This window comes from Arcicella lustrica (genome assembly GCF_034930985.1).
Classification (GTDB): domain Bacteria; phylum Bacteroidota; class Bacteroidia; order Cytophagales; family Spirosomataceae; genus Arcicella; species Arcicella lustrica.
In genome coordinates, this window is the sequence record NZ_JAYGIM010000001.1 from 365,572 (window position 1) to 383,876 (window position 18,305).

Consider the following 18,305-nt stretch of genomic DNA (forward strand, 5'->3'; position numbering starts at 1 on the left):
TGGGCAGGATAGAGCAATTAGAGTATAATCAGCAAGATATATCTTACCTCTGTAAAACAAACCTTATATAATATCATGAGAAAGATACAAATTGCATTTTTAGTTTTATTGACAAGTTTGTCAGCCATTGCTCAGACTGGCTATACGCCAAGTCCAGAAAACATTAAAGCTCGTGAAGAATTTCAAAAAGCACGTTTTGGGATGTTTATTCACTGGGGTTTATCAAGTGTTTTAGGCGATGGCGAATGGGTCATGCAAATTAAAAATATTCCTGTAAAAGATTATACCAAACTCCAAAGAGCTTTTAATCCTGTTGATTTCAATGCTAAAACTTGGGTGGACATTGCCAAAGGTGCTGGCATGAAATACATTACTTTGATTACTCGTCACCACGATGGCTTTAGCAATTTTGATACAAAACAATCGAGCTGGAGTATTATGAACACGCCTTACAAACGTGATATTGTAAAAGAATTAGCTGATGAATGTCACAAACAAGGTATCAAAATCTGTTTCTATTACTCTTTGTTGGATTGGTATCGTGACGATTATCCTTATGAAACTGGTAAAACAGGAAAAGGCACTGGACGTACTAAAAAGAGTGATTACGCCAGTTATTTAGCTTTTATGAAAAACCAATTGACAGAGCTTTTGACGAAATACGGTGAAGTATCAGCCATTTGGTTTGATGGACACTGGGATCAATTGGAAAATGACCACGACAAGACTTTACAATCTAAAATTGATTGGAAGTATGAAGAAATTTATAGTTTGATTCATAAACTACAGCCACAATGTTTAATCGGAAATAATCACCATTTGAGTCCGATTCCGGGAGAAGATTTCCAAATGTTTGAACGTGATTTGCCGGGAGAAAATAAAGGAGGTTTAAGTGGACAAGAAATCTCAGCTTTACCATTAGAAACTTGCGAGACACTCAACGGAGCTTGGGGTTATAATATCAAAGATGATAATTATAAATCGCCAAAACAATTGGTAGATTACTTGGTACGTGCTGCTGGTTATGGAGCAAACTTTTTATTAAACGTTGGTCCAATGCCAAATGGTGAAATTCAACCTGAATTTGTAGAGCGTTTAGCCAAAGTAGGAGAGTGGACAAAAGTATATGGAGAAACCATTTATGGCACAAAAGGTGGTTTTATTCGTCCGCAAGAATGGGGAGCAGTCACTGAAAAAGGGAACAAAACATACCTTCATTTATTGAAATTCAAGGATGATAAATTCATGTTGAAAATTCCTCAAGCTTTTAAAATAGCAAAATTGTTCAAGAATGGAACGCCGATTAAATTCCAGAAATTAGATAATAATTACTTCGTTTTTGATATAGCTTCTTTAGATAAAAACGAAATTGACAACGTAATTGAATTAGAAAAATAAGATGAAAATAGAAAAGACAATTCCTTTGTTGAGAATCTTTGATGTCGATAAAGCACGAGAATTTTATATTGATTGGCTTGGTTTCAAAGAAGATTGGACTCATCAATTTGAAGAAAATACGCCTTATTACATTCAGATTTCGAGACAGGAATTGACTTTTCATTTAACAGAACACGTTGGCGATTGTTCGCCTGTAGCAAAAATATTCATCAACTGTACCGACATAGAAAGTTTTTTTAAAGAATTACAAGCGAAGCCATATAAGTATTATCGTCCTTCAATTGAAGAAGCTTTTTGGGATGCCCGAATTATCAACTTAATAGACCCTTTTGGTAATAAATTAGTTTTCAACGAATATCACAAATCATAATCAATGAACGAGCATCAATCAAGAAGAAATTTTCTGAAAACCAGTACTTTAGCTATGGGGACAGGTTTGATTGCTAATACAGCATTAGCTAATAAAATTCCAAAGAAAATGGACGAAGTAATCATCGGACACAATTCACACAAGTACAAAGTAGTGGCAGGATGGGGCGTTTTGGATGCTGATAAAAACCCTGTAAACGATTGCCACGAAATGGTGGAAGACGCCAAAGGTCGTTTGATTATGTGTACCAACGAAACCAAAAACAATATTTTGATTTATGATAAATCAGGAAAATTGTTAGAAGCTTGGGGAACTACTTATCCCGGTGCACATGGTTTGACGATTTCAAACGAAGGCGGAGAACAATTTCTATTTATTTGTGATAATGCTCGTCATCAAGTGATTAAAACAGATTTGAAAGGTCGTGAAGTAATGAAATTGGAGTACCCAAAAGAAACAGGCGTTTACGAATCTCCTAACCGATTTGTCCCAACGGAAACAGCGGTAAATCCAGCCAATGGAGATATTTATGTGGCTGATGGATATGGTTCACAATACATTACTCAGTACGATAATAAAGGAAGATACATTCGTCATTTTGGTGGATACTCGAAAGAATATGCAGATGAGAAATTCGATACTTGTCATGGTATTTTAGTAGATACTCGTGATAAAAAGAATCCAACTTTACTCATCACTGACCGTTCTCATACTTGTATGAAAAGGTTTACTTTAGACGGTAAATTCTTAGCCGTTTATCATTTGCCGGGTACTTTTGTTTGTCGCCCAGTATTGCATGGTGATTATATTTTTGCGGCAGCATACAGAAGTTCAGACCAATCGTGGAATAACTCAGGTTATATTCAAGTAATGGATAAAAACATGAAAGTAATATCAACACCGGGCGGTTCTGAACCGATTTATAAAGACGGGAAATTACAACGCCAGCATAAAGACGACCCGAACCAAGTATTCATGCACCCACATGATGTTTGGGTTGATTCAGACGAAAATATTTACGTTCCACAATGGAGTTCTAAAAAAACATATCCAATTAAATTAGAAAGAATCGCTTAGGAGTGATGAGTTTTGAGTTCGGAATGAGGAGTGATTTTTTGGGTAGTTCAACTGATGGCATGACTCGCAGTCATGCCATCAGTAAATCAGAGTCTTAACTCGCTTAAACTGTATAGTAGCTCAGATTTTCTGTATTCCAATACAGATTTAACGAGCTGGAATACAGAAAATCTGAGTACCAGCTCGCCCACATTGAGTTATTACTCAATAAATCTGAGTTAAAGCTCACTCAAACTGTATTGAAGCTCAGAAAATCTGAGTACCAGCTCACCCATACTGATTTAGTACTCAATAAATCTGAATTAAAGCTCGCTTAAACTGTATTGAAGCTCAGAAAATCTGAGTACCAGCTCGCCCATACAGAGTTAGTACTCAAAAAATCTGAGTTAAAGCTCTGAAAGGCTGTATTGGAACACTCCCTATACCAATCACTTAAAAAAACAACTTTAAACCCTTAAAATATGGATGATTACGCAATAATAAGAAAACTGAAAAGTGAAGGAGTTATTCGGAATTGGTTAAAAGAAGAACTCAAAGATTTTTTGAAAGAACATAATTACAAATTTGCTTCCATACATGGGATTTATGGACTTGTACAACGAAATGAATTGACTGCAAATATATCTACAATTAGTCAAGACTCTAGTGGTTATTTATCGCTAAGAAATCCTTTAATAAGTTTTAAAAAGGTAGAGGACTTGATATTTAAAATAACTCAAGAAGAAGTATTTGCACATGATAGTACTACTGTTAGTATATGTACCCAGAAAATTTCAGATGTTATAGAAAATAGTAGTTTTATTATCAATTCACAAGAAGATGTTAAAATAGCGGCTGAGGTATTTAAGAAGAATTTTGTAGAGTTATATCTTCCAGCCTATGAAAAGTACAGCAACCTCGAAAATGTTTTAGCACTTTGGGATAGTTTGCCAACGCTGGAATGGAAAAATGCTTGGTTTAATGGGCCGGAAAAATATATTAAAATTATCATTATTTCAAAGCTATGCCATGATACTCGCTATTCTTCACGATGTGAAGAATATTTGGAATATTATAAAAGCTTAATAAAAAATGGTAAAGATTATTACCAAGAATTAAAATGGTGCGAAGAGGTGATAGATTATTTATCAAAAAATGAGATTTAATAGCCTTTGTTTCCGTGGCTGGTCTCCCGACCAGACACCAAGCAAATATTATTTTTGTAATTTTTGCAAATACGGTTTAGAATAGAATTCGGGATAATCAATGTGGACTGGGGAGACCAGCCACGGAAATAGGGAATTTATGGGTATTTCCTTCCGAACAGCAATGGTCGGGAAACCAGCCACAGAAACAAAGTGCTTTTACAAAGAGTAAATTTTAAGTAGAAAAAGCTTATAGCCTAAAGATTATAGCTTTTCCAAAACAATAAACAATGATTGTATTACAAGCCAATGCTCCTTCAGACTGGGTAATATTTTTTGGGCATTTTCATCCTGTGGTTGTTCATTTACCCATCGGGATGTTGATGATTGCAGCGATTTTAGAAATTGTTTCACGTAAAAAAGGATTAACAGCCTTACAACCAGCCATCGCTCCAATTTTATTTTGGGGGATGCTAACGGCTGTTGTTTCATGTATTTTTGGTTATTTACTTGCTAGCTCAGGTGAATACAGTGAAGAAACGCTATTCCTTCATCAATGGATGGGCATTGGTGTAGCATTGGTTGCTTTAGCTGCTTGGTATATGAAAGTAAATTGGCAAGAAGACCCAACCATGAAAAAGGCATACATGCCTGCCATTTACTTGATTGTGATTTTGTTGACTGGCACAGGACATTTAGGCGGGAACATGACGCATGGCGAAGATTATCTCTATAGTTTCACTCCAGAGCCTTTTCGTTCTTTAGCAGGTTTACCACCGAGAGAAAAAGGGACATCTGGTGAAAAAAAGGCAATAGAAAATATCAACGAAGCATTGGTGTATCAAGATATTGTAGCACCTGTGATGGAACAAAAGTGTTGGTCGTGCCACAATGCCAACAAAATAAAAGGTGGTTTACGAATGGATACTCAGGAGCTTTTGATGAAAGGAGGTAAAAACGGAGTAATCATTAAAGCAAATGATGTTGCTAATAGTGAATTAATCAAGCGTTTGTTATTGCCCGAAGAAGATGAACACCACATGCCACCAAAAGGGAAAACGCCTTTGACAGCACAAGAAATTTCACTTTTGCATTGGTGGATTCAAAACGGAGCGGCTTTTGATAAAAAAGTAGCACAACTAAAACCCGATGAAAAAATAAAACCATTGTTAGCCTCTTTGGCAAGTGGAAGTGAAGGAAACAATACCGCAACGAGTGGAGAAAGTATTTCAGCGGTCTTTAGTGAGAAAGTTTCTGCTGCTACTGAAAGCGATATTAAGAAACTATCAGTTATGAATGTGATGGTAATGCCAGTATCAAAAAGCCATAATTTTCTGGATGTCAATTTTGTGAATGCCCGAAACTTTGATGATTCAAAAATTAATCTCTTGACAAATTTATCAGAACAAATTATCTGGTTGAAGCTAGGAAGTACAAAGATCTCAGATAAATCATTAACTGAAATTGCTAAACTAAAACATCTCACAAGTTTGCATTTAGAACATACAGCCATTACTGATGCTGGAATAGCTCAATTGAAAGATTTACAATTTTTAGAATACATCAATCTGTTTGATACCCAAATAAGTGATGCTGGATTGAAAGAATTAAGCAAGCTCAAAAACTTAAAGAAAGTATATTGTTGGCAAACAAAAGTAACGAAAGCTGGTGTAATAGCCTTTCAAAAAGCCTTGCCAAATGTAGAAGTAAATATAGGTTGGGAAGATAAAGTCACAAAGGCTGATTCTAATAGAGTAATTGCTCAGAAATAGTTTAGGAAACATGAGTTATCCAGAATTTTATAATCAAACAAAAAAGCGGTCGAAATTAGTTTTTCGACCGCTTTTTTGTTTGATTATAGTTCCGTTAGGAACTATATATCGGTAGATATATCTTGTTTTACTCCTTCAAGCCCCATCGGGGCGAAATATCTCGCCCCGATGGGGCTTAAAGGGATATTTTTACCATAAATATAAATGCTTCTACTACCGATATTTCGCCTCTCCGAGGCTATCTTGCTTTAATTTTATATAGATTTCTATTTTATGAAAAAATCGGATGGATTATTTCATAAAACCTACCAAACATAAGTAGCAACCACACCAGCATCAAGTGTTTGAATCGCTTTTTTTCCTTGATAAGAAATATTGAATTTCTGTGCTTTATTACTTTCGTTTTGAACAATCAAAACCTTTTTGCCTGAAGGTGTTTTGAAAGCAACATTAGGTAAACTTACGGTTGTGTTTGAAAATATTCTAACAGAATTCGGTCTTACAAATTTGGAAGCGTGTGCAATGATATAGTAAGCTGGATTTCTAATTACGTTATTTTTATCAATGGTAATCGCTCCTAAGCATTCTGTACATCCACCTTCAGTATGTGGATTTTGTTTTGGGTCGGCAGCTAAATTCCATTCTAATACTGTTTTACACCAGTTTTTGGGCGCACCGATAATGAGGTTTTTTACATGCCAAGTTAAATCGCCTGAAAAATTTCCTGGACTGCCAATCCATTGTTCTGTAAAATATAAGTTTTTATCTGGATGAGCATTATGTACATCCGACAATGTATTGATATAACCTCCGTACAAATGAAACGCAGAACCATCAATGTATTTTCTGGCTTCTAGGTCGTTCAAAATTGTGATTGGATAATCTGGACGGTCGGCATTATGGTCATAAATGATGATTTTAGTATCCACTTTTGCCGCTTTGAAAATCGGTCCTAAATGTCTTCTTACAAAAAGTCCTTGTTCTTCGGGCAACATCAATAAACTTGGATTATTTCCGGGATGAAGTGGTTCGTTCTGAACTGTCAAAGCATCAATTCTGATGCCTTCTTTTTTCATTTCTTGAATATACTTTAATAAATACTTCGCATAAGTAGTATAATATTCTGGCTTTAAACTTCCTCCTTTTGAGCTTGCATTGCTTTTCATCCAAACTGGTGGCGACCAAGGCGAAGCAAGTATTTTAATTTCAGAATTAATCGCTAAAATTTGTTTTAATACAGGAATTAGATATTGTTGGTCGCCAGCCAAATTGAATTTCTTCAATTCTGGGTCGGTTTCTCCTTCGGGTAAATCATCATAAGAAAAAACATGATTGTCCAAATCAGAAGCCCCAACGCTGATTCTGAGATAACTAATACCAATATTAGCATCATTCGTCGCAAAAAGTTCTTGCAATAAAGCGGCTCTTTCTTTGGTGTTCATCTGGTTGATAAGCATGGCACTTCCTCCAGTCAAAGTAAAGCCAAAGCCATCCATTTTCTGGAAAACCTTACTTTCATCAATAATAATATTCGGTAAAGTATTATTGGTATATTCAAAATTGAAAGTTTTTGCTTGCTTCTTAAATAGAATAGATTCGTCTGAACTGGTTAGCCAAATTTCAGCGAATTGTTTTTGTGCTTGAATGTCAAAAAATGTTAGAAGATTTAAGCCAATGAAGAAGAGTATGTTGAATATAATTTTCATAAGAAAAAAGATTATTTTACACAGTATTAGATTTGTGTGCAAAATAATCTTTTTTACTGAGGAAGTAATATTCTGACTTGTCTGTTTTATTCAGAATAGCAATTTTGGATAAAAACGAATTGAAAATACTTAAAGTCCATTTTCCATTTGCTCCAGAATCAAAGCATGATACTTATCTAGATTGTCTTGTAATTTTAATAGTTGTTCTTTTGAACCCAAATAAGTAATATTTCTTTGATGAATGGATTCGGGGACAATGTCTAAAATATTTTGTGTACCATCGAATGATAAACCACCTGCTTGTTCAATCACAAAAGCTAATGGATAGCATTCATAAAGTAAACGTAATTTTCCTTCTTTGGCTTTTCGAGTTGGAGGATACAAGTAAACGCCGCCTTTTAATAAATTTCGATGAAAATCACCGACTAACGAACCAATATAACGAGCCATGCAGCCAGATTGCTTTCGCATATCCACGATAAAATCTTTGATAGGATTGGTAAATTCATCAAAATAAGCCTCGTTTACTGAATAGATTTTCCCGTTTTCAGGCATTTTTATATCAGCATGTGAGAGGAAGTATTCGCCCAAAGAATTTTCATAAGTAAAGCCATTTACTCCTTTCCCTGTGGTATAAACCATAATCGTCGAAGAACCGTAAAGAATATAACCAGCTGCCACTTGCTTGCGTCCGCCTTGAAGAAAATCTTCCTCAACGGCAGGAGTACCAATTGGACTTACTCTTCTATAAATTGAAAAAATCGTTCCGATAGAAACATTTACATCAATATTAGAAGAACCGTCTAGCGGGTCCATTGCTACCACATATTTCGCATTAACATTACCTGTTTGAATAATTTCATCGTCTTCTTCAGAAAGAATTCCCACCACTTCACCACCATTTACCAATGCTCTAATAAAACGAATGTTGGCAATCATGTCTAGTTTTTGTTGGGCTTCACCCTGAATGTTCTCACTTCCTAAAGCACCCGTAATATCAATCAAGCCCGCTCGATTAATTTCACGATTGATGATTTTGGAGGCAAGTGCAATGTCTCTTAGTAATTGAGAAAGCTCTCCTTTGGCATAAGGAAAAGCCTCTTGTTGGCGATTGATAAATCTATCAAGCGTTGTTCCAACAGGTAAAGCAAGTGTCAGATTACTTTTCATATTCTAAAAGGGTTTATGTATGCGATATTTAGCTTTGAGCAATTGGCTGTGAGCTACGAGCTTTTTACTTTTTATTATTTTAAAAATCTCATAGCTCAAGGCTCATAACTCATAGCTTAAAGCTATTTCCCACTAATTCTCCTATAGTTTTCTTCAAAAGATATTGCCAGACTTCTCGCCTTTTGGTCATAAGCCTCTTTGTCTAACCACGTATTTTTAGGGTTAAGTAAATCTTTAGGCACATCTGTACACATTGTGGGCATTTCTAAACCAAATATATCATGTTTTATGAAATTTACATTGTCAAATTCACCTTTTAATGCAGCATGAATCATCGCACGAGTATATGGTAATTTAATGCGTGAACCTACACCATAACCACCACCCGACCAGCCAGTATTAATTAACCAAACTTTAACATTGCCAGCCTCTAATTTTTCACCCAAAAGATTAGCGTACTTCAATGGATGAAGTGGTAAAAATGCAGCACCAAAGCAAGCTGAAAAAGTAGCTTGTGGTTCTTTAATTCCCATTTCTGTACCTGCCAATTTTGAAGTATAACCTGCCACAAAGTAATACATGGCTTGTTCTATACTTAGTTTTGAAATAGGAGGTAATACACCAAAAGCATCTGCCGTAAGGAAGAAAATATTCTTTGGAGCATTGCCTACAGAAGGAATTGCTACATTCGGAATATAATGAATTGGGTAAGCTGTTCTTGTATTTTCTGTAACACTTTGGTTGCTGTAATCTACACTTTTTGTGTTTTCTTTAAAGCGAGTATTTTCTAAAATTGACCCATAGCGAATCGCTCCAAAAATCTCAGGTTCTTGTTCTTCGCTTAGATTGATTACTTTGGCATAACAACCTCCTTCAAAATTAAAAACCTGTTTGTCGTCCCAACCATGTTCGTCGTCGCCAATCAGATTTCTGTATGGGTCAGCAGAAAGTGTTGTTTTTCCAGTACCAGATAAACCAAAAAATAAAGCAGTGTCTCCGTCTTTCCCAATGTTGGCTGAACAGTGCATTGAAAGTACTTTTTTCTCTTCTGGTAAGATATAATTCAGTACCGTAAAGATGCCTTTTTTCATTTCACCAGCATAAGCTGTTCCGCCGATAAAGATGATTTTTTTCGTAAAATCAATAATGGTAAAATTACTTTGACGAGTACCATCAATTTCAGGATTTGCTTCAAATTCTGGAATGTCTAAAATTGTCCATTCTGGTTCAAAATTTACTAATTCATTTTCAGTTGGACGAATGAATAAATGATGACAAAACAAATTATGCCAAGCCAAAGTATTTACCACCAAGATATTTATTTTATGTTCTGGTGCTGCACAAGCACAAGCGTAGCGTGCATAAAGCTTTTTATTGGCAATAAAAGTTAACATTTTTTGATAAAGTGCCTCAAATTTATCTGCATCAAAAGCCTGATTGATTTCTCCCCAAGCCACAGTGTCAGCCGTTTTGTCGTCATAGACCGTAAACTTGTCTTTTGGCGAACGTCCTGTGAACTTACCTGTATCGCACATAAATGCGCCTGTATCAGTAAGAGTGCCTTCTCCATTTTTTAAAGCTTCCTCAACCAAGGTTGAAACGCTGAGGTTCAGTCGAATATCAGCATGAAGACTTAATAATGGGTGATTTACTTTTTGTTTAGCAGCGTTGCTAAAATCAGAAGTAAGGATGTCATGTTTCATGTTTGTAATTGTTAATTTGATCAAGACTCAAATAAAATTTAGAAGCATTCGAACGCATTGCAAAAGTAATTAGCGTAAAATTAAAAACAAGCGAAATTTCGCTAAAAATAAAAATAATTTATATTTTGCGGTTTATTTTATATGAAATATTTGAAAAGTATAAAATGTGAGTGCTTTTTTGAGCTTGAAAATGAATTTTACAGCAAAAATGTCAAATGAGAAATATTAAGCGAAAATTCGCTATTTTGATTTTTGGAGAAAATCTTTCAATAAATCTTATTAGCTTTGTGGAAATTATAAAGCGATGAGTGTGAATAGCGATAAAGTAAAAATAATTTTCGGACTAAAAATAAGACAATTGCGTCTTGACAAAAAACTCTCTTTGAGTGAAGTCGCCGAAAAGTCTAAACTTTCAATTTCATATTTAAATGAAATCGAAAAAGGAAAAAAATATCCGAAAACAGAGAAAATAATGGCTTTGTCAGAAGCCTTAGAAATAGATTATGATTCATTAGTTTCGCTGAAATTGAGTAAGCAATTAGAGCCGATTGCAGAATTACTCAATTCCAATATTCTAACGGAATTGCCCTTAGAAATTTTTGGAGTAGAACCTTCTGATTTTATCGAGTTGATGTCGGAAGCGCCAGCCAAAATCAGTGCATTTATCAGTACGATAATCGAAATCAGCAGGAATTACGATATGCGTGTGGAGCAGTTTTACTTTTCTGTATTGCGTTCATATCAAGAAATGTATGATAACTATTTTGAAGATTTAGAGCAATCTGCCCAGCAATTCAGAAAGCTTTTTGAAATCTCGGCAACTACTTCACCTAATGAAAAACTGTTAGCTGAAATTTTAGAAAACTTTTATGGCTACCGCATCGAAGAATTTTCAAAAGAACAGTATCCCGAATTAGTTACGATTCGCTCGGTTTATAACCCAGCTACTTCTAAACTATTAATCAATAAAGATTTAAGTACCGAACAAAAAACGTTTACGTATGGTCGTGAAATAGGCTATCAGTTTTTACAACTTAAAAAAAGATCGAATATTTCATCCGTAATAGAAGTAGGTTCTTTTGAAGAAGTACTTAATAACTTTAGAGCATCTTATTTTGCGGGAGCGATTTTAATCAACAAAGATATTTTGATTGATAGGCTCACGTACTTTTTTGCTTCACCCAAATGGGACGAAAACATGTTGCTGAGCATCATGCGTTTGTTCAACGTAACGCCAGAAGTATTTATGCACAGGTTATCGAACTTGATGACAAGTCACTTCAAGATTAATAATCTATTCTTTTTGCGTTTTAATAATCAGGTTGATGACGATTTGTTTTATTTAACCAAGGAAATGCACTTGGCAAAATTGCATACGCCCCATGGCACGGCATTGAGTGAGCATTATTGCAGAAGATGGAAGGCTCTCACTATTTTAAAAGATTTAGAGAAAATACAGAAAGAAGAAGGCTATGATGCCGAAGAAGTATTATGCAAAGCGCAAGTTTCGGAATACATAGACACGGGCAATCATTACTTAGTGATTTGTTTAGCGAAACCTTCGCCACCTAATTTAAAAATGAATAGTAGCGTTACTTTGGGTTTTGCCATTGACGATAACCTGAAAAGTATGGTAAAATTTCTTCCAGATTCATCATTGATTCACCGAAAAGTAAACGAAACATGTGAGCGTTGCGGTGCAATGGACTGTACCGACAGAATGAAACCACCTTATGTATTGCAAAAACAACAAGCCAGAGAAAAAATTAAAGAGTCAATCGCAAAATTGAATTAAGCAAATCTTAGAAAATTTATTAAATCGACCAGAAGAATTTTAAGTGCTTGAAAATCAAATATGATTTCTATGTAATACTTAAAAATCTTTGAAATGTACAAGGCTTTTGATAGTTTGTTGTACAAAAAGAATAAAATTTTGATATTATGGATATTTCAGAATATAATTTTGAAATAAAAAGGTTTTTATTCTTTTTTCGGTTGAAAAAATAAGTTTCTTCAAGATGTTGTATTGTTGCTTAATTGATATATATTTGCTAAATATACTATATCGTATTATTTCTATGAAAAATCCAAATTGTCCTCGTTGCGACGCTCAAAATGTTACTAAAAGTGGCGTAATCAAAGAAAAACAACGTTTTAAATGTAAAGACTGCAATTATAATTTTACGGTTGAGAAACTAGGAAAAGGCATTTCGGCATATTACGTCATCAAAGCCTTACAATTATATATTGAAGGAGTAAGTTATCGTGAAATAGAGCGACTTTTGGGAGTTTCACACGTATCAGTAATGAATTGGGTAAAGAAATATCAAATCAAAATCCCTAAAAACTCAGATTATTATCCTACTTATAAGATTATGAATCACAAAGAGTTAGCCGCTTTTTATGCTGATAGAGAGAATTTGAGAGATTCTGGGATGATTGTAACTGAGCTTGGCGATAAATTTATGTTGATAAAGTGGGAGCGTTTAAAGCATTAATCTTTTACGCAACAAATTTTTTTTGGATATCATGAAAATGGGTTTAGAATATTTTTCTAAACCCATTTTTTATGTAAACTATACTTAAATACCGTTACTATACCAATACTATTGACTGTATAGCTTTTTTTGTGACCTTTGGATTTTGTGCTTGTACAATATAAACACGTTAAAGTACAAATAAGCCTTCGATTTTGAAACATGATTATCAGATTTTGACAATCGAAATACACAGCTTTAATCAATAAGAATAATTTTAGCTTGAATAACCGAAATCCTAAATCCAACATCCCAAATAAAGATATTCACTCAATCAAAACCCCTTATCTATAAACACTATGTCAGAACACACAGTAAAAAAAACATCCACTAAAGCACTCGCCGCCATTATTGGGGCATCATCAGTAGGAACACTCATCGAATGGTACGATTTTTATATATTCGGAAGTTTAGCAACAATTATTTCAACACAATTTTTCCCGAAAGATAATCCCACAGCAGCTTTTCTTTCAACTTTAGCCACTTTTGCTGCAGGTTTTGTAGTTCGTCCTTTTGGCGCATTATTCTTTGGTCGCTTGGGCGATTTGATTGGTCGAAAATATACTTTTATGGTTACTTTGGTGTTGATGGGCGGAGCAACTTTTGCCATTGGATTAGTACCAAAATATGAAACAATTGGTTTTTTTGCGCCATTAATTGTATTGATTCTTAGGTTATTACAAGGTTTGGCGCTTGGTGGAGAATACGGTGGTGCAGCCACTTATGTAGCCGAACACTCGCCAGCAAATGCAAGAGGTTTTTGGACTTCGTGGATTCAAATTACCGCTACAGCAGGTTTGTTTATTTCTTTAGGCGTAATCTTGTTAACCAAAAATTCGATGTCGAAAGAATCATGGGAAGATTGGGGCTGGAGAATCCCATTCATGGTTTCCATCATCATGGTTTATGTTTCAGTCTTGATTCGTAAAAACATGTCGGAATCGCCTCTTTTTGCCAAAGCTAAAGCTGAAGGAAAAACATCAACCAATCCATTGAAAGAATCATTTGGGAATAAATTAAATTTCAAATTTGTCTTGTTAGCACTTTTTGGAGCAACTATGGGGCAAGGCGTAGTTTGGTACACAGGTCAGTTTTACGCACAAACATTTTTGTTAAAAATCATGAATGTGGATTTCGACCAAGCCAATACTTTGTTAATCATTGCTTTGATTATGGGGACGCCTTTGTTTGTATTTTTTGGTTGGTTATCCGATAAAATAGGTCGCAAGCCAATCATGTTAGCAGGTTTATTATTGGCTATTTTCGCTTATCGCCCGATTTACGAAAAAATGTATCAAACCGCTAATTTGAAAAATAAAGAAGAAATTACGGCTCAAACAAAAGTAGCAATAAAAGCAACTTTGCTTGCTAATTCAAGTACAGATTCATTAATAACCACAACAACCAATAAATTTTATACCGACGGAACTACTTATAAAGAAGTAAAAAAACAAACAATTTTAGCAGGCAAAGTTGAATCAGAACAACCAAAAGCAGAAGTATCCAAAACTGTTAAAATCAATGACAGCGATTTATGGACACTCGTTTGGTTGGTTTTTGTACAATTGGTTTTTGTAACGATGGCTTACGGGCCAATTGCCGCTTTCTTGGTAGAAATGTTTCCTGTAAAAATTCGCTATACTTCAATGTCGTTGCCATATCATATTGGGAACGGAGTATTCGGTGGCTTGATGCCAGCCATTGCTACTTACTTAGTAACCAAAGCAAAAGATGCGAATGACATTGCTGAAAAAGCAGGTGAAGCCATCAAAAATACGCAACCATATTTAGAAGGTTTGAACTACCCAATTTTAATTGCAGGAGTATGTTTTGTGATTGGTTTATTGTATATCAAAGAAGACAGAAGTATCAGAGATTAAGCATTTTAGGACTGAAATTAATTTTAAACATATTTTTATAAAAAGACATGAACGGAATTAAAAGAATATTAGGTATCGTTTGGATACTCTTAGGTTTAGCAACGGCTTACTTCGGAATTTATGAATTAGGTATTCCGAAATTTGCTTCCGGAAATCAAGAAGATTTGGTGTTTGGTATCATCATTATGATTATTCTTACGCCAATTATTACGGGTGGATTATTGATTTTTGGAAAGTACGCACTTTCTGGAGAATACGATAATTAAAATATAAAATTTTATTATTTATTCGTGGTTTATCTCGAATTTTAACCATAAAAAAGGGGTCGAAAAACTAATTTCGCCCCCCTTTTTTGTGATTGAGAGACATCGAATTCCTACTGTTTGAGCGGAGCGAGTTTAGGAATTCTTGATTTTCTTTTGTTACTTTTCTTTTATCAAGAAAAGAAAAGTAAGGACAAGATGATAATAAATATAAATCCTCTAAAACTCGCTATTTTATGAGAAAATTCGAAATAAGCCAATTTTTGACTATAAAAAATTAGCAAGTATAGTTCTTTCTTTCTGAGAAGAGTTAAATTTTTACCCTAAATTGTGATAAAATTAATACTCAATCCAAAGGTTAAAATCTTTAGTCATTCATGAAAGAAAAGTTAAAAAATCAAAAACTTTTGGTGCTGGGAATCGTATTTATGATTCTTTTTAACTTTCCTATTTTATCGATTGTTAACCACGATACAAAGATTAAAGGCATTCCAACACTTTATTTTTATGTTTTTACGATTTGGATATTATTCATTGGCATAATTTACTGGAGCCTCCGCAACGAAGAGCAAGAAATTAATAAAGATGAATAGTGTAGTATTAATATTGACTTCATTACTCTATTTGGTTTTCCTTTTTGGAGTAGCTTATTGGGCTGAACAACGTTCTGCCAAAGGCAAAAGCATTGTTAATAATCCATACATTTATGCACTATCGTTGGCAGTTTATTGTACCGCTTGGACTTTCTACGGCTCAGTGGGCAGAGCAGTAACTAATGGAATCGAGTTCATTTCAGTGTATATAGGTCCATCTTTAATGATGCCTTTGTGGTGGATTGTACTTCGTAAAATTATCAGAATCTGTAAAGTACAGCGTATTACTTCAATCGCCGATTTTATTTCTTCACGTTATGGTAAAAATGCCACTTTAGGTGTAATTGTAACGATTATCTGTATTTTGGGCATTTTGCCTTATATTGCTATTCAACTCAAAGCCATTTCCAACAGCTTTTTGATTGTAGCAAAAACTTCTGGCGAAATCAATACCGAAAACTTTTTTGTAGGAGATTTAGCTTTTTACATTACCATTTTACTGTCAATTTTTACCATCATTTTTGGTACTCGCACCATCGACTCTACCGAACGCCACGAAGGAATGGTTACCGCTATCGCCGCCGAATCTATCATAAAATTGGTAGCCTTTTTACTGGTAGGTATTTTTGTTAGCTATTTTATTTTTGATGGCATTACAGATATTTTCCAAAAAGCTTCCAATATTCCAGCACTTCATAAAGTTTTTGTGTTTCATTCTGAACAAGATACCGCTGGTTGGTTTTGGCATTTATTGTTGTCGATGATGGCAATTATGTTTTTACCACGTCAATTTCAGGTTTCTGTCATCGAAAATGTGGATGAAAAACATCTGAACAAAGCATTATGGCTTTTCCCATTATATTTATTGTTGATAAATATTTTTGTAATTCCGATTGCGATGGGTGGCGTATTATTATTCCCGAACCATACTATCAATCCAGATGAATATGTATTGGCGATTCCTCTAAAATTCAATCAACCTTTTATTACGTTATTTACTTATATCGGTGGTTTTTCAGCAGGTACAAGTATGATTATTGTGGAAACAATTGCACTTAGTGTGATGATTTCCAATAACTTAGTAATGCCTGTAATCCTAAAAAGTGCTTACTTACAAGAGAAATTAGCTGGAAATTTGAGCTTATTAGTAAAGACAATTCGACGTGCTTCCATCGTCTTGATTCTTTTAATGGCGTATTTATATTACAAAACCATTGCCGAGCATTACTCTTTGGTTTCAAATGGAATGGTTTCGTTTGCAGCAGTTTCTCAGTTTGCACCAGCCATTATTGGAGGAATTTTTTGGAAAAATGGTACACAAAAAGGAGCATTAATGGGTCTGTTGGTAGGCGTATTGATTTGGTTTTATACATTGGTATTGCCTTCAATGGTCGGAGCTGGTTTCTTCCCGCAGTCTGTAATTGATCAAGGGTTTATGGGTTTTTCTGCCTTAAAACCTTTAGCATTATTTGGATTAGAAGGCATGGATAGCATTTCTCATGGCTTGTTTTGGAGTTTACTCTTGAATATCTTTTGCTACGTTTGTTTTTCACTTAACAGTCATCAAAGTTCGATAGAGCATAATCAAGCGGTAATTTTTGTCGATATTTTCGAGTATTCTGAACAAGTAGAAAGTCCAACAATTTGGCGAGGAACAGCCTATTTTTCTGATATTCAATTGCTCCTAAGTAATTTTCTTGGAGAAAAAAGAGCAGAGAAAATATTAAAACTCTATGCACAAAAGCATAAAATTCGATTGCCTTCCCAGATAGCTGAACCGCAAATGGTTAGTTATGTTGAAAAATTATTAGCTGGAATTGTTGGAACGGCTTCTGCCAGAATCATGATTTCTTCGGTTTCAAAAGAAGAAAAAATTTCTACGGAAGAAGTAATCAGTATTTTAAAATCTTCACAAAGCTTATTGTCGGCGAATAAAGAACTCAAACGTAAATCGGTCGCTTTAGAAAAAGCAACAACAGAATTAAAAGAAGCGAATGAAATACTTCAAAAAACAGACAAACTAAAAGACGATTTCCTTTCAACGGTAGCTCATGAAATCAGAACGCCACTTACTTCGATTAGAGCTTTATCTGAAATCGTTTTTGATAATCCAGAAATGGATTTAAGTGAAAGAGAACACTTTTTAGGAACAGTCGTAAAAGAATCTGACCGACTTAGCCGATTAATCAACCAAGTACTTGATTTAGAAAAATACGAATCTGGAAAACAAAAGTTGATTTTGGAGGATGTTGATATTCAGGAAGTTGTAAAAGATTCTATCGACGCACTTTATCAGCAAGCGAAAGAAAAAGAGATAAAAGTAATCTTTATGCCCGATCGTTTTACGCCAAGATTTGAAGCCGATAGAGATAAATTAATACAAGTAGTGGTGAATCTTTTATCGAATGCCATTAAATATTGTGAGCCACAAAAAGGAGAAATTATTTTAGCCACACATTATGCAGAAGGCTGTGTTTATACCAGTGTTCATGATAATGGTGCTGGCATTGATAAAAATTTTCAACGATTAATTTTTGATAAATTTTTCCAAGCAGAAGACCAAACTATCAAAAAACCAAAAGGAAGTGGTTTGGGTTTAGCCATTTCAAAAAAGATTATAGCATTACACAACGGACAAATCTGGGTAGAAAGCCAAGTAGGAAAAGGATCAAAATTCACCTTTTCGATACCCATCGTTTAGATTACCATAAA

At 34.6% G+C, this 18,305-nt stretch carries 14 protein-coding genes; 11 read left to right on the top strand and 3 right to left on the bottom strand.

The genetic code is table 11. From position 1 onward, the window contains the following. The first annotated feature begins 75 nt into the window (after nt 1-75). The 5 genes from VB798_RS01425 (at nt 76) to VB798_RS01445 (ending at nt 5,741) form a co-directional block, all read left to right on the top strand. On the top strand, nt 76-1,398 hold the full coding sequence (locus VB798_RS01425; RefSeq protein WP_323255199.1) for an alpha-L-fucosidase: 1,323 nt from the start codon (nt 76-78) through the stop codon (nt 1,396-1,398). A 1-nt stretch (nt 1,399) separates the two neighbouring features. Next, the gene (locus VB798_RS01430; protein ID WP_323255200.1) at nt 1,400-1,768 is read left to right on the top strand and encodes a glyoxalase superfamily protein; all 369 of its coding nucleotides are present in this window, start codon (nt 1,400-1,402) and stop codon (nt 1,766-1,768) included. Nucleotides 1,769-1,771: 3 nt separating this feature from the next. Beyond that, nucleotides 1,772-2,845 carry a twin-arginine translocation signal domain-containing protein gene (locus tag VB798_RS01435; RefSeq protein WP_323255202.1) on the top strand — a complete coding sequence of 358 codons (1,074 nt, stop codon included), beginning with the start codon at nt 1,772-1,774 and terminating at the stop codon, nt 2,843-2,845. Nucleotides 2,846-3,306: 461 nt separating this feature from the next. Continuing rightward, nucleotides 3,307-3,990 carry a hypothetical protein gene (locus VB798_RS01440; protein WP_323255204.1) on the top strand — a complete coding sequence of 228 codons (684 nt, stop codon included), beginning with the start codon at nt 3,307-3,309 and terminating at the stop codon, nt 3,988-3,990. 269 nt (nt 3,991-4,259) lie between these two features. Continuing rightward, nucleotides 4,260-5,741: a c-type cytochrome domain-containing protein gene (locus tag VB798_RS01445; protein ID WP_323255206.1), complete on the top strand. Its 1,482-nt coding sequence runs from the start codon at nt 4,260-4,262 to the stop codon at nt 5,739-5,741. Nucleotides 5,742-6,046: 305 nt separating this feature from the next. On the opposite strand, the gene VB798_RS01450 is transcribed toward VB798_RS01445, so the two are convergent. From VB798_RS01450 to pckA, 3 genes are all read right to left on the bottom strand, one after another. Next, nucleotides 6,047-7,447, bottom strand: coding sequence for a glycoside hydrolase family 30 protein (locus VB798_RS01450; protein WP_323255208.1), 1,401 nt, complete (start codon nt 7,445-7,447; stop codon nt 6,047-6,049). Between the two features lie 129 nt (nt 7,448-7,576). Further along, entirely contained in the window at nt 7,577-8,617 is a 1,041-nt protein-coding gene (gene fbp / locus VB798_RS01455; RefSeq protein WP_323255210.1) for a class 1 fructose-bisphosphatase, read from the bottom strand. 122 nt (nt 8,618-8,739) lie between these two features. After that, nucleotides 8,740-10,320, bottom strand: coding sequence for a phosphoenolpyruvate carboxykinase (ATP) (gene pckA / locus VB798_RS01460; protein WP_323255212.1), 1,581 nt, complete (start codon nt 10,318-10,320; stop codon nt 8,740-8,742). 304 nt (nt 10,321-10,624) lie between these two features. On the opposite strand from pckA, the gene VB798_RS01465 reads away from it, so the two are divergent. The 6 genes from VB798_RS01465 (at nt 10,625) to VB798_RS01490 (ending at nt 18,294) form a co-directional block, all read left to right on the top strand. After that, complete coding sequence (locus tag VB798_RS01465) at nt 10,625-12,115, top strand: helix-turn-helix domain-containing protein (RefSeq protein WP_323255214.1); 1,491 nt, start codon at nt 10,625-10,627, stop codon at nt 12,113-12,115. A gap of 283 nt (nt 12,116-12,398) precedes the next feature. Beyond that, nucleotides 12,399-12,818 (top strand): IS1/IS1595 family N-terminal zinc-binding domain-containing protein, encoded by a 420-nt coding sequence (locus VB798_RS01470; protein WP_323255216.1) that lies wholly within the window; start codon nt 12,399-12,401, stop codon nt 12,816-12,818. Between the two features lie 338 nt (nt 12,819-13,156). Further along, nucleotides 13,157-14,737, top strand: a complete 1,581-nt coding sequence (locus VB798_RS01475) for an MFS transporter (protein WP_323255218.1) — start codon at nt 13,157-13,159, stop codon at nt 14,735-14,737. Between the two features lie 47 nt (nt 14,738-14,784). Then, nucleotides 14,785-15,003 (top strand): DUF6814 family protein, encoded by a 219-nt coding sequence (locus tag VB798_RS01480; RefSeq protein ID WP_323255220.1) that lies wholly within the window; start codon nt 14,785-14,787, stop codon nt 15,001-15,003. A gap of 374 nt (nt 15,004-15,377) precedes the next feature. Continuing rightward, nucleotides 15,378-15,593 carry a hypothetical protein gene (locus VB798_RS01485; protein WP_323255222.1) on the top strand — a complete coding sequence of 72 codons (216 nt, stop codon included), beginning with the start codon at nt 15,378-15,380 and terminating at the stop codon, nt 15,591-15,593. Further along, nucleotides 15,586-18,294, top strand: a complete 2,709-nt coding sequence (locus VB798_RS01490; RefSeq protein ID WP_323255224.1) for a sensor histidine kinase — start codon at nt 15,586-15,588, stop codon at nt 18,292-18,294. The genes VB798_RS01485 and VB798_RS01490 overlap by 8 nt, the downstream gene beginning before the upstream one ends. The last annotated feature ends 11 nt before the right edge of the window (nt 18,295-18,305 follow it).

Excerpts from the sequence above, each read along its gene's own strand:
- VB798_RS01490 (WP_323255224.1), top strand. The coding sequence starts at position 15,586 with ATGAATAGTGTAGTATTAATATTGACTTCATTACTCTATTTGGTTTTC.
- VB798_RS01485 (WP_323255222.1), top strand. The coding sequence starts at position 15,378 with ATGAAAGAAAAGTTAAAAAATCAAAAACTTTTGGTGCTGGGAATCGTA.
- pckA (WP_323255212.1), bottom strand. The coding sequence starts at position 10,320 with ATGAAACATGACATCCTTACTTCTGATTTTAGCAACGCTGCTAAACAA.
- fbp (WP_323255210.1), bottom strand. The coding sequence starts at position 8,617 with ATGAAAAGTAATCTGACACTTGCTTTACCTGTTGGAACAACGCTTGAT.
- VB798_RS01440 (WP_323255204.1), top strand. The coding sequence starts at position 3,307 with ATGGATGATTACGCAATAATAAGAAAACTGAAAAGTGAAGGAGTTATT.
- VB798_RS01450 (WP_323255208.1), bottom strand. The coding sequence starts at position 7,447 with ATGAAAATTATATTCAACATACTCTTCTTCATTGGCTTAAATCTTCTA.
- VB798_RS01480 (WP_323255220.1), top strand. The coding sequence starts at position 14,785 with ATGAACGGAATTAAAAGAATATTAGGTATCGTTTGGATACTCTTAGGT.
- VB798_RS01430 (WP_323255200.1), top strand. The coding sequence starts at position 1,400 with ATGAAAATAGAAAAGACAATTCCTTTGTTGAGAATCTTTGATGTCGAT.
- VB798_RS01435 (WP_323255202.1), top strand. The coding sequence starts at position 1,772 with ATGAACGAGCATCAATCAAGAAGAAATTTTCTGAAAACCAGTACTTTA.
- VB798_RS01445 (WP_323255206.1), top strand. The coding sequence starts at position 4,260 with ATGATTGTATTACAAGCCAATGCTCCTTCAGACTGGGTAATATTTTTT.
- VB798_RS01465 (WP_323255214.1), top strand. The coding sequence starts at position 10,625 with ATGAGTGTGAATAGCGATAAAGTAAAAATAATTTTCGGACTAAAAATA.
- VB798_RS01425 (WP_323255199.1), top strand. The coding sequence starts at position 76 with ATGAGAAAGATACAAATTGCATTTTTAGTTTTATTGACAAGTTTGTCA.
- VB798_RS01470 (WP_323255216.1), top strand. The coding sequence starts at position 12,399 with ATGAAAAATCCAAATTGTCCTCGTTGCGACGCTCAAAATGTTACTAAA.
- VB798_RS01475 (WP_323255218.1), top strand. The coding sequence starts at position 13,157 with ATGTCAGAACACACAGTAAAAAAAACATCCACTAAAGCACTCGCCGCC.